The organism is Microcoleus sp. PH2017_09_SFU_O_A, assembly GCF_020738625.1.
Lineage (GTDB): Bacteria > Cyanobacteriota > Cyanobacteriia > Cyanobacteriales > Microcoleaceae > Microcoleus.
In genome coordinates this window covers 1-12422 of the sequence record NZ_JAEQCF010000120.1, presented here as the reverse complement: position 1 = coordinate 12422, position 12422 = coordinate 1, and the positions used below count along the sequence as shown (strand labels likewise).

Below are 12422 nucleotides of genomic sequence, written 5' to 3'. Positions count from 1 at the left end.
CTCGCGCTGAGTCCGAGAAACCGGGTTTCTATGGCAATTGACGTATTTTCACGAGATTTTACGCAGAAACCCGGTTTCTGAGTCTCTCGCGCTGAGTCCAAAAAAGTCCTTACGACAAACCAGTCGATCGCAATTCCATCTATTTTTATCACTAAATCCGTGTCATAATTCGTGTCTTAGCGCAACACAACAGAAAAATATGATTATTGTAATGAAAGCCGGCACTCCAGCAGCCGAGATCGATCGCCTAGACGAAGAACTCCGCACTAGCTGGGGTTTGACACCAGAAAAAATCGTCGGGCGTTACAAAACCGTCATGGGTTTGGTGGGCGACACCGTTGAGCTCGAACCGATGCAACTGCGCGAAATGAGCACTTGGATTGAGGAAGTGCTGCGCGTTGAAAAACCCTACAAGCGCGCTTCTCTGGAATACCGCCAAGGTGAACCCAGCGCCGTAGAAGTTGCTACTCCTTTGGGAACTGTGACGATCGGCTTAAATCACCCGATCGCAGTCGTAGCAGGCCCTTGCTCGGTCGAAAACGAAGAAATGATTGTCGAAACGGCTATGCGCGTCAAAGCTGCTGGCGCTCAATTTCTGCGCGGTGGAGCCTACAAACCGAGAACTTCCCCCTACGCTTTCCAAGGCCACGGCGAGAGTGCTTTGGGATTGCTAGCTGCGGCGCGGGAAGCTAGCGGTTTGGGAATTATTACCGAAGTTATGGATGCGGCCGATTTAAGTGCGATCGTGGAAGTAGCCGACGTAGTTCAAGTCGGAGCCCGAAATATGCAGAATTTCTCGCTGTTGAAGAAAGTCGGAGCTCAAGACAAACCAATTTTGCTGAAGCGCGGCATTTCCGCCACCATTGAAGAATGGTTGATGGCTGCCGAGTATATCATGGCTGCTGGCAATCCGAACGTGATTTTGTGCGAGCGCGGAATTCGCGGCTATGACAGGCAGTATACGCGGAATACGCTGGATTTGTCGGCGGTTCCTGTGCTGCGAACCTTGACTCACTTACCTGTTATGGTTGACCCCAGTCACGGGACTGGTTGGGCGCAGTTTGTACCTTCAATGGCGTTTGCTTCGATCGCCTCCGGTACAGATTCGCTGATGATAGAAGTGCACCCGAATCCGAAAAAAGCCTTGTCTGACGGGCCGCAATCGTTAACACCGGATCAGTTCGACAAGTTGATGGAAGAATTGGCTGTAATTGGTAAAGTCATGAAACGTTGGCCACAACCCGTGCCAGTTTTGGCATAGAAACAGGTGAAACGCCTAAGCTAAAATGCGATCGCGGTTAAATCCCCGATTTCTTTAAGAAGTCGGGGATATTTTTATGCTGTTTTTGGAATAGAGTCCGAGGGGCGATCGCACTTCTAGGAATGTTGGTAAATTTTGTATAATAGACATATCAATTAATTAGCGAGAGGGCTAGGAGTCATGGTAGGCATCGGAACCAAACTCACTTTAGCAGAATTTCTAGCTTTGCCCGACGGAGATGTATGTTATGAGTTTGTAGATGGTGAAGCAGTTCCTAAAGTGTCTCCAAAATTTTTTCATTCCAGTTTACAGGGAGCTTTGTGTCTCCTAATTCGTGCATGGTGTAGAGGAAGGGGGCGAGTGCTTCCAGAATGGGCGATTTTGTTAAAACGTCAGGCTAAAGATTGGGCACCGGTTCCCGATTTGACGTACATTTCTTATGCGCGTCTGCCGAAAAGTTGGCGACGGAATCAAGCTTGTCCCGCAATTCCTGAACTGGTGATTGAGATTATCTCTCCCGATCAAAGTATGAAGGAATTTGAAGAGAAGGCGAAAGATTATTTGGCGGCGGGTGTGACGCGAGTTTGGGTAATCGATCCAGAAGCTATTTTAATCAGAAGCTTTTTCCCCGATGGTTCGAGTCAAATTTATACGGATAATACACCGATTGTGGATGAGTTGCTGCCTGGTTTTGAGTTAACAACTCGGCAGATTTTTGAAGAAGCGGAATTGATTGATTGATTAAGTGCGATCGCTCTGATTCAAAATAGCCTCAATTTGATTTTGTACTTGTTCGAGTTCTCGACCTTTGTCAGCCAGCCAAGCTTTTTCGGCTTCGCATTCTGCTTGATTTTGGCGATCGCGCCTTTATTCTTCCTATTTTCACAAATTATAGCATTTATCAGAAAGATGAGGTATGACTGTAAATGGAGTTTTTGATGCGACGTTGCTTAATATGTAATAGATATCAGAGGGCTAAAGCCCAACAACGTACCTCACTTTTTTTGAGAACCGCTATAACTCCAAACTTTGCTCAGATACCTCTAATTCTGCGTGTTTCAATCGTTCTTGAATTGACATAGCCTGCAATTTTTCACTCATTTTATATAAATCCACTTTCGGATAATCGCCCTGAAATAGTGGAATCAGAGACTGAACAACCGCAGCGATTCCCTGTGGCGGTACAGCATTCCCAATCTGTCGGCGCACTTCGGTAACAGAACCTTCAAATACAAAATCATCGGGAAAAGTTTGCAGTCTCGCCCTCTCCCGATTTGTCAGTGCACGCGGTTCTGGATAATGATAACCCCAGGTTCCGCCGCCTCCGCCAGCAATGATTGTAGATGATGGTTTATCGGGATGAATTCGCCGATAAACGTGGCTGATCATGCCTTTTACATAGTAGGGACTATCTTTGGGAATATCTGAAAAATTTCCTCCGGCTTTGATTCGATTCAAAATTTCAACGGTGCGATCGCGAATTTGATGATTTTGGTTATTTTCCACAACTTGCTCGACATCCTTGAGTGCTTCGCCCGCTGTGCGATAAGCATTTTGGCGATTGGGCCCGTATTGTGCTTGAGGATGCACGAAATCAAATCCTGTATCCATCCGAATGCCAACTAACAAGACTCTTTGCCGAAATTGCGGAACTCCGTAATCGGCAAAGTTGTAAAGTTTAGGTTTGACTAAATAACCCGGTGCAATGCTTTCAAAGTCGGAAATTATTTGTTTGATTGCTTGGTAATTATTGGCGCTTAATAAACCTTTGACATTTTCCGCGACAAAAGCTTTGGGCTTTTTCTTGTTGACAAAATCGAGGAAGTATGTATATAAATTGCCTCGGGTTCCTTCAAGTCCGGGGCGCTTCCAAATTAGGGAGAAATCTTGACAGGGGAAGCCTCCTATACATATTTCTGCTTCGGGAAGTTGTGCAATGTCTATGTTTTCTATGCTGTCGTTGACTATGACAGCGGCAATGTTTTTGCTGAAAGTTTTGCAGGCGTATTGATTGGAGTCGATCGCCCAAACTACATCAAACCCAGCTTTGTGGAACGGCAAATCCATACCGCCGCAACCGGAAAACAAGGATATCAGTTGCGGTTTGGTTTTCCAGGTTACGTCTTTGAGGCGTTCGAGTGACATATTAGTTCGCAGTGGGACAATAGCCGGCTGAATGCCCGCAACACCAGAGTCTGATTATACCAAATAGTTGTCAGGTGTGATGTGCAAAAGGTACTAAGACTCGATCGCCTTTAAATTGTCAATCTTCGTCATCTAATGTGATCCCAGCTTGACGCAATTTTTCTGCTAGTCTTTGGGCCCGGAGACTTTCGCGATCGGCCCGCTGACGTTCTTGTTCAGTTCGTTCTTCCGACCACAGCAATAACTCGCCTTCAGGATTCCACCATCTCAGCCAACAGCCTGTTCTCCCTTCGTGGGTTCCTTCCCAAACTCCTAAAAATAAGTCTAATCCCGGTATCCAATAACGCCCGTTTTCATCCGTTTTTTGCAAGTTGTAGTGCTCTGATTCCAAAGCATAAACTTCTAAACGAGCTGTTTTTGCTCGGAATATGACGTATCTAGGGACTTTGATTACTTGTTCGTAAAAAAACCACTTACCCACCCGTGAGGTAAATTCTACAGAGTATTCTTCTCCGTAGGTTTCCGAGAGAAATTCCATGACGATTTGAGGAATTATCCCTTCTGTGTGTGGCGTGTAACTGCGGCGGATTTGCGAGACATTTTGGGGATTGACGGGTTTCACGTACATCCAATCAGGTGCTTTGCAAATAGTTCGCTGTTCGTCGGTGGCTGCTTCGGGGAAACTTATGCCGGCACAAAGGGCAAAGTTGGAAACTATTAAAGCATCCTGGATTAATTCGGGAAATTCTGTTAGGGGCTGGCGTAAAGCTGCGGCTAACAATGGTTGGCTTTCATCTTCCACGGGGTCATCTGGTAGTTGGAAATCTTCTGGTAGTAGCGGCCAGGTGATTGTGAGCTTTGTGGCTGAGTTTTTAGTTGCTACAAACATAGTTTATCAGAGGTTAAATGTTTTAATGGTTAAATTATATCTTTTGGTTTTGGGGATTAATGTTAATATTGTTCGTAGTAAGGACTTTAGTCCTTATCTTCAGAGATTGAGGACTAAAGTCCTTACTACGAACCTTAAGAGTTTACTTTTCGATTCGATCGCCCTACGCAGCTTTTATCTTCTGTTTGAGCTCATCTGTCATGGCTAGCAGTTCAGATTGCCCGATCGCACTTTGTTCGCCACTCGCCAACCACTTCAATTGTACAGTCTCGCTTTCAGCTTCCGCATCCCCCAAAACCAAACACGCAACTGCACCACTTCTGTCAGCTCTTTTGAACTGTTTCCCAAAAGCACTGCCGCTCAAATCTATCTCTACACTAAAGCCCGCACTCCGCAATTTTTGAGCCAACAATACCGATTGCTGTTCGGCTTTATCGCCCCGGGATACCAAATAGAAATCCAACTGCGGAACGGGCAGAGGTTGCAATTTTTGCAGCAGGATAATCAACCGCTCAACACCCATAGCCCAACCGACTGCTGCCGTATCCGGGCCGCCCAATTCCTTGACTAAACCGTCGTAGCGGCCGCCTCCACAAACAGTTGCTTGCGCTCCCAAATCCTCGGAGATAATTTCAAAAGCGGTGTAGGTATAGTAATCTAAACCGCGCACTAATCTTGGATTTAACTGATAGCTAATTCCTAAACTTGTGAGCATTTGCTGCACTTGCTCGAAGTGATCTCGCGATTCCTCACCCAAATATTCCAAAATGCTCGGCGCACCAGCAACAATTTCTTGAGTGCGCTGATTTTTGCTGTCCAAAATCCGCAGCGGATTGCGAGTCAAGCGATCTTGGGAATCCGCATCTAATTCGTCTTTGTACGGTGTAAAATAATCAATCAACGCTTGCCGATAATTTTGTCTGTCTTGCTTATTTCCGACAGAATTGATATCGAGGCGCAAATTTTTTAAGCCGATCGCTTGCAGGATATCACAGGCGATCGCAATTACCTCGACATCTGCACGGGGATCTGCACTCCCCAATACTTCCACGCCAATTTGAGTGAACTGTCGCTGTCTGCCTGCTTGGGTGCGTTCGTAGCGAAACATCGGCCCAGTATACCACAGACGCTGCACGTCTCCCGCCGCGTACAAACTGTTTTCAATAAATGCTCGCACGACTCCGGCGGTGCCTTCTGGGCGCAAAGTAGTCGATCGATCGCCCTTATCTTTAAAAGTGTACATTTCTTTGCCCACAACATCGGTAGCTTCGCCGATGCCGCGTTCAAATAAAGATGTTTGTTCAAAAATTGGCGTCCGAATTTCTCGATAAGCCGCTTTTTTTAAGATATTTCTAGCGACTTCTTCTATATTTTGCCAATATTGAATTTCAGCGGGCAAAATATCCCGCGTTCCCGGTAAAGTTTTAATTGCACTCATTTTTTTAGTCAGTTGTCAGTTGGCAGTTGTCAGTTGTTGGTTGTTGGTTGTTATTTGTTATTTGTTACTCGTCATTTTTGAGCTGGTGATTTTTATTTGTGACTTCGTATTAATTGCTATTTGGCTCGAATGACAAACAACCAATAACAAATAACCAATAACAAATAACTAATAACTAATAACTACTAACTTAATAATTCCCAAGCTCCGTAGCGATCGCCATAATAAGCCAAAATGCGATCGACCCGCTCGCGGCAGGCCAAATCGAACCCATCAGGATACTGTATCCACAAACCCCCAACTTGGCTGTCGCTGTAATCAAACCGCTGCGACTGCTGCGGAATCAAACCGGTTTCCACCCCTTCAACTTGACGCAAATGGGCTGCCACTTCGCGATACACCGCCAGCGGCAATCCCGGGCATTGAATTTGATAGCGGAGTTGTTTTTCTTGTGCCGTTTGCATCATTTCTTTGCCTGTCCCCAACCATAACCCCTATTTAAGATACTTCTTTATCGATCGGCCCCGGTAGAGGGCAGCAGTTAATATTCTCCATACATACCTTCCCCCACTGCAAAGCCCAGCGCACCAGCGAAACTCGATTGTCAGCGGGCGTCTTGTTCAAGATATTGCTAATGTGGTTGTCAACAGTACGCTTGCTAATCTCTAACTTCTCAGCAATTTTCTCATTGGTCAATCCCGCCGCTACTAACTCTACCACTTGCAATTCTCTGTCCGACAGGGTGACAGGGGTGCCAGAGACGCTCCCGTTCATAAATTTTTCCTATGTGTGCATATTTACCTATATACAATTCTAGAGGATGAGGGATCTAGTATGAAGAGAAAATTAAATTGGCCCGGGCACGGGATCACCAACTCGCTTGCAGAATCGCAGCAAGATGTGTAAACCCAGCCTTGCACGTGGGGTAGCGGATGCTAGATTTACCTGCGCGCACTGGAAATCCGCGCCCAAAAAACCGCAGATGTTGGCACGTCAAACTACTGATACGCCCGCGCTGTACTTGTGCGTTGAGCGGGTAACTGCCACTATCAGTAAGTCTGATATTATAGGAGCAGCTATTACAAAATAGCTGGCAATTTTCCCTACTGGGAATCTAGGTAGAGATAATTATTGACCAGTCTGGTGCTAGTCTAAAATCTAAAATCTAAAATCTAAAATCTAAAATCAATATGACTTATCCTCGCGTTTTGTGTCTGGGTGAAATTTTATTTGATTGTTTAGCAGACAAACCAGGAGTATCTCTAGAAGAGGTAGAATCTTGGACGGCATATGCTGGCGGTGCTCCTGCTAATGTTGCCTGTGCTTTAGCTAAATTGGGGACGGCGGTGGGATTTATCGGTGCTGTAGGTGGGGATGAATTGGGGGAGTCTCTGGTGCAGGTATTGCAAGAATCAGGGGTTGATATCGCTGGAGTGCAACGCCATCCGAGTGCGCCGACGCGGCAAGTTTATGTCTTGCGGAATGAAGCGGGCGATCGATCTTTTGCCGGTTTTGGTAAAATGGATACTGCGGATTTTGCCGACACCCGCTTCCAGGCTGCCCAAATACCCGAGGCGCTGTTTGAAAATGCGGAGTTTTTAGTGCTCGGCACTTTAGAATTAGCTTACCCTGAAAGTCGAGAGGCGATCGCCAGAGCGATCGAACTAGCAGAACGTTACGACGTTAAAATTATACTTGACATCAATTGGCGTCCGGTGTTTTGGCCAAATCCAGACGAAGCAAAAGCACCCATCATACAACTATTAAAAAAAGTAGATTTTCTTAAGTTATCTGACGACGAAGCCGAATGGTTGTTTGGAACTAGCGACGCTGGAGCTATTACCTACCGTCTCGATTCTGTAGAAGGCGTTTTGGTGACGGCGGGCGATAAAGGTTGCGGCTATTGTCTCTCGCAAAATGAAGGAAAAATCCCCGCTTTTGCAGTAGATGTTGAGGATACAACAGGTGCCGGCGACGGGTTTGTTGCTGGTTTTGTGCGGCAGTTGTGCAAGTATGGAATTAAGAATTTAGCAGATCCAGAAATTGCCCAAAACATTGTAACCTATGCCAGTGCCGTGGGTGCGATGACGGCGATGAAGCCTGGGGCCATTGCAGCACAACCAACTGCGGCTGAAGTAGAAGCTTTCTTGTATTTGTACAACAAAAATTAGCACACCAAACCTCTATAGGTTTGTAGTGAGGACTTTAGTCCTCCGAAAGAAGGACTAAAGTCCTCACTACGAACCTGTTTTATTTTGAGATTAACCGCACATCAAATAATTTATAATTTGGCGGACAATTACCTCTAACGGCTGCGAAGCATCTATAATAATTGCATTTTCAGGTTCTTCGAGAGTAGCGAACTGACTTGACAGCAAGTCTACTTTCATGTAGTGATTTTCGCGAGTTTTTAACCGGGCTGCGAATAGCTCAAAATCACCTTTGAGATAAACTATTTTCATTTGCTGCTTGTCTCGAAAGAGCATTTCGCGGTAAGATGCTTTGAGGCCAGAACAAGCTAACACGACATTTTTATTTTCCAACAGCCACCTGTCTATTGTACCTTGCAAGTGCAACAGCCAAGGCAGGCGATCGGCATCTTCTAAAGGAATGCCCCGACTCATTTTTTCTATGTTTCCTGGCGGGTGAAAATCGTCGGCATCGCTAAAATCCCAATTGAGAGATTCCGCTAGCAACTTGCCAACAGTAGTTTTCCCCGAACCGGAGACTCCCATCACCATAATAATCATCGCGGCTTAAATTCATCCCGTAGGGTATACCACAAGCACCTTCTGGGGTTGTGGCACACCACACACAAACTACTTTCTAACGCAGGAATTCGCGCGGATCTGTGACGTGTCCAGTCAGCGCCGAAGCCGCCGCCGTGTAAGGCGAAGCGAGATAAACTTGCGCTTCTTTGTTCCCCATCCGGCCGGGGAAGTTGCGGTTAGTTGTAGACACGCAAATTTCCGGTTCGTTCATCCGCCCAAAAGTGTCTTTCGGGCCGCCCAAACAAGCGGCGCAAGAAGGCGCTGCGGGTTCGATGCAGCCTGCTGCTAAGAAGATTTCCGAAAGCGTTTGACCGTCGTATTTAGTAACAAACAAATCTTCGTAAACTTTCTGAGTTGCTGGTACTAAATACGTCGGAACTTTGACTTGATTTCCTTTGAGAATGCGGGCGGCACTCAAAAAGTCGGAGGTTTTGCCGCCGGTGCAGGAACCGATGTAAACTCGATCGATCTTGACATCGCTGCAATTGCGGGCCAAGTCGCGGTTGTCGGGGGAGTGCGGTTTGGCGACGACTGGTTCTAATTTGCTGACATCGTAGGTGCGATCGCTATAAAACTGAGCACCCTCATCGCTGTAAAATGCCTCAAACGGCACATTAGTGCGAGGATTAACGTAATCAAACGTGGTTTTGTCCGCAGCCACCGTGCCATTTTTGCCACCAGCTTCAATCACCATATTGCACAGCGTCATCCGTTCTTCCATCGTCAAACGTTCCACTGTATCGCCCGCAAATTCCATCGATCGATAGTTAGCACCGGCAACGCTGATATCGCCTATAATTTGTAAAATCAAATCTTTTGCTAACAAATAATCTGGCAATTCGCCGTTGAGCACAAACCGCATCGTCGCCGGCACTTTAATCAGCAATTTGCCGGTTCCCATGATAAAAGCCGCGTCGGTATTGCCGATACCGGTGGCAAATTGTCCGAAAGCACCGGCATTGCAAGTGTGGGAATCTGTACCGAAAAGCACTTCGCCCGGGCGCGTGTGGCCTTCTTGGGCGAGGGCGATGTGGCAAACTCCTTTATAGTCGGGGTTAGCTTTGAAGTTCGATCGATCCGTGATGTCGTAAAAGTATTTTATCCCTTGTTCTGCGGCAAAATCGCGGAGAATATCGACGTTGCGGTTAGCGCGTTCATCGTTAGTGAAAATGTAGTGGTCGGGAATTAAGACGATTTTGTCGGGATTCCAGACTTTAGCATTATCGCCGAATTCCTTTTTGAATACGCCAATGGTGCCCGGCCCGCAGACATCGTGGGTCATCAATACGTCTGTTTCTACCCAGATGTTGTCTCCGGGCTCGACTTTGGTGCGGCCCGATGCTTTGGCCAAGATTTTTTCGGTGATGGTCATTCCCATAGTGCGATCGCTCTTTTTCGTGAGATGCTACAAGTGTATTGTAAGCGAAACATTCCCTGTTACCGAGGATACTGACGCAGGAAGATGTCTCGGATGTACTTCCAACTTGAGAGAAGCGTCCAGTTCGATCGCAGTTTTCTATTGCATCTAATACAAATTGTAGGGCGAGCAATCCCCACCTTACGAAATTATGCGTAATGTTATGTGTTGTTAAATAATTCGAGTTAATTATTAAAAGGTAAATTATATTGGACATCGACCTAATTTAAATATTCAGTTTGGGTACGACCAAAACTTTGTAATATTTTGCGTACAGGTCGCCAGGAGAAATTACGATGAATTGCGAAAAAGTTCAACATTTCAAAGTGTAGCATAGCGCCGATCGCCTGCCGGAATTCATACCGATCGCCAAAACCACCCGATCGCCCAAAACATCCGCTGCGGGAATTGCGATCGGCACTCTGCTGATCCTGTTAGCACCGCCAGTTCAAGCTGCTAATCTAACATTCGTCTCTGATTGCCAATCATTATTGCTCTTTAGACGTGTAGATAAAGGAGGCTCAAGCCCAACTACGTACCTATAAAACAAATCTGATTGCCAATCATTATTGCTCTTGAGACGTGTAGATAAAGGAGGCTCAAGCCCAACTACGTACCTATAAAACAAATCTGATTACCAAGGATTGCCAATCATTCTAAAAGCCGCCCAATAGTAGGGATGAGAAAAATTCCGAGTCCCTGTCTTTGTCATTTCCGGAGGTAGCTGCACATTACCCACAGAAGTCCGCAATATTCCCCCTTCAATCCGCACCTGTTGGCGCAACATTTCTAATTGCGCTTGCCGCAAGGCCTCAGCCTTCATCGGAGCAGTTTTCAACTGGCCGTAAAAGTCCGCCATCAATCCCAAACTGCCCTCGTCGCTGACATACCAGAGAGTCGCTAGAGCCGATTTAACCCCTGCTTGCACGGCTAACCCGCCAAAGCCCAACTCGGATTCTCGATCGCCCACAGCAGTCCTGCAAGCACTTAAAACCAACATATCAACCTGTGGACTGCCCCATCCCATGTCCCGCAACTGATTCAAACGCAATTTAGTATCCCACAACTGAATGAAGGATTCGCTGGGGTTTCCCGATCGAAATTCGGCGTGAGTAGCCAAGTGAATTCTCCCAAAAGGGTACTGCTGGCGCTGCGATTTCAAATTTGCCAGAGTGAAAGCTTGGTTCAAGAAAGACTTACCGGGCGACTCCTGCGGGATAATTGTCGAAACTTCTATTTCCACCGCAGGCAAAGGACTCATATCGGGAAATTGTGACGCACCCATTGCCAGAACTTGTGTATTTGGCAACTTAGTGGTGCTGGTATCTGTCAAACTCAGACTCGGCATTGAACCGACGCTGTAACGCTCTATCAGAAAGCCTTTCCCGTCATGTAGCGCCGCCATCGGTATCGATCGCAACCCCATATCCGCAATAAAAGATAAATTCTGAATACCTTTGGCTTGTAACTCTGCCTCGATCGGCGCTATCATCCACTGGTAAAGCTGCTGAGCGAAGGGTAAATAAGTTTTAGTATTGCGCTTTACCGGATTAGTCAGTTCGTTGCGAAATTTCCGAATAGTTTCCATTACCTCGGCGCGAGAGGTTCCAGCGATCCGCACGCGAAAGGGCGCGCTATCGGGGGCGATTACCATTACTTCGAGTTCGTCAGAGCTTTTAATTTGCTGTTCTACGCGCAACAGCGGCGAACTGTTGTAAGGTCGATCGAATGTAGAACCATTGGGTACAAAGCTCATATATACGAGAGCTGGTTTGATACCTGTGCCTTTTGCGACGCTGCGAAGAGTATTTTGAGCATTTTCTAGCGTGGCGCGTTTATTTGTTTGTGGCAAATTCAGGTAATCGACAAACTCCCTGGTAAATCTGTTTTCTACCGGAAAAATAATGGCGCTGGGGTTAACTGGCAAGCTGGAAACGTCAATAATATTCGAGGTTTCGCGACGTGAATTAGGCTGTTGCAATGAACTAGATATCTGGTTTTGCTGTTGCAAGCTGGCAGAAAATAAAGGATTTGTCCTGGGAAGCCCGTTGCTGGAGAGCGCCGGAGCGAGTTCCGGTGTCGGTATCGGTGCGAGATTGATTGGTGCGGGAGCAGGGAGAATTTGAGTAATTGTCGGCGCTGGTGACAAATTCGATATCGGCGCTGGATTTTGAGTAATCGTTGGTGCGATCGGCAAATTCAATATCGGCGCTGGATTTTGAGTAATCGTTGGTGCGATCGGCAAATTTGATATCGGCGCTGGATTTTGAGTAATCGTTGGTGCTGGATTTTGAGTAATTGTCGGCGCTGGTGACAAATTCGAGTTCGGCGCTGGATTTTGAGTAATCGTTGGTGCTGGTGACAAATTCGATATCGGCGCTGGATTTTGAGTAATTGTTGGTGCTGGTGACAAATTCGATATCGGCGCTGGATTTTGAGTAATTGTCGGCGCTGGTGACAAATTCGAGTTCGGCGCTGGATTTTGAGTAATTGTCGGCGCT

The 12422-nt window shown here is 46.6% G+C and carries 12 protein-coding genes; 3 read left to right on the top strand and 9 right to left on the bottom strand.

The features are described from left to right. The first annotated feature begins 199 nt into the window (after nt 1-199). On the top strand, nt 200-1261 hold the full coding sequence (gene aroF / locus JGK16_RS30150) for a 3-deoxy-7-phosphoheptulonate synthase (RefSeq protein WP_293174394.1): 1062 nt from the start codon (nt 200-202) through the stop codon (nt 1259-1261). Between the two features lie 180 nt (nt 1262-1441). Continuing rightward, nucleotides 1442-2002, top strand: coding sequence for a Uma2 family endonuclease (locus JGK16_RS30145; RefSeq protein ID WP_293193578.1), 561 nt, complete (start codon nt 1442-1444; stop codon nt 2000-2002). A gap of 273 nt (nt 2003-2275) precedes the next feature. Here the strand turns inward: JGK16_RS30145 and JGK16_RS30140 are convergent, their stop codons facing one another. From JGK16_RS30140 to JGK16_RS30120, 5 genes are all read right to left on the bottom strand, one after another. Further along, nucleotides 2276-3406, bottom strand: coding sequence for a DNA cytosine methyltransferase (locus JGK16_RS30140; RefSeq protein WP_293195620.1), 1131 nt, complete (start codon nt 3404-3406; stop codon nt 2276-2278). A 118-nt stretch (nt 3407-3524) separates the two neighbouring features. Continuing rightward, nucleotides 3525-4295 carry a Uma2 family endonuclease gene (locus JGK16_RS30135; RefSeq protein WP_293203570.1) on the bottom strand — a complete coding sequence of 257 codons (771 nt, stop codon included), beginning with the start codon at nt 4293-4295 and terminating at the stop codon, nt 3525-3527. A gap of 163 nt (nt 4296-4458) precedes the next feature. After that, the gene (gene hisS, locus JGK16_RS30130; protein ID WP_293203569.1) at nt 4459-5733 is read right to left on the bottom strand and encodes a histidine--tRNA ligase; all 1275 of its coding nucleotides are present in this window, start codon (nt 5731-5733) and stop codon (nt 4459-4461) included. 185 nt (nt 5734-5918) lie between these two features. Continuing rightward, nucleotides 5919-6197, bottom strand: a complete 279-nt coding sequence (locus tag JGK16_RS30125) for a hypothetical protein (protein WP_293193580.1) — start codon at nt 6195-6197, stop codon at nt 5919-5921. Between the two features lie 34 nt (nt 6198-6231). Further along, nucleotides 6232-6507, bottom strand: coding sequence for a helix-turn-helix transcriptional regulator (locus tag JGK16_RS30120; protein WP_293149481.1), 276 nt, complete (start codon nt 6505-6507; stop codon nt 6232-6234). A 416-nt stretch (nt 6508-6923) separates the two neighbouring features. Between JGK16_RS30120 and JGK16_RS30115 the strand changes: the two genes are divergently transcribed. After that, a complete protein-coding gene (locus JGK16_RS30115; protein ID WP_293193574.1) occupies nt 6924-7904 on the top strand; it encodes a carbohydrate kinase in 981 nt (326 codons plus the stop codon). A gap of 90 nt (nt 7905-7994) precedes the next feature. Here the strand turns inward: JGK16_RS30115 and JGK16_RS30110 are convergent, their stop codons facing one another. From JGK16_RS30110 to JGK16_RS30095, 4 genes are all read right to left on the bottom strand, one after another. Next, nucleotides 7995-8483: a gluconokinase gene (locus JGK16_RS30110; protein WP_293193572.1), complete on the bottom strand. Its 489-nt coding sequence runs from the start codon at nt 8481-8483 to the stop codon at nt 7995-7997. Between the two features lie 76 nt (nt 8484-8559). Next, entirely contained in the window at nt 8560-9882 is a 1323-nt protein-coding gene (locus JGK16_RS30105; RefSeq protein WP_293203568.1) for a 3-isopropylmalate dehydratase large subunit, read from the bottom strand. Between the two features lie 673 nt (nt 9883-10555). Beyond that, a complete protein-coding gene (locus JGK16_RS30100; RefSeq protein ID WP_293203567.1) occupies nt 10556-11932 on the bottom strand; it encodes a CHAT domain-containing protein in 1377 nt (458 codons plus the stop codon). Beyond that, on the bottom strand, nt 11907-12422 hold a 516-nt coding region (locus tag JGK16_RS30095; RefSeq protein ID WP_293193568.1), incomplete at its 5' end, for a hypothetical protein. The genes JGK16_RS30095 and JGK16_RS30100, both read right to left, overlap by 26 nt.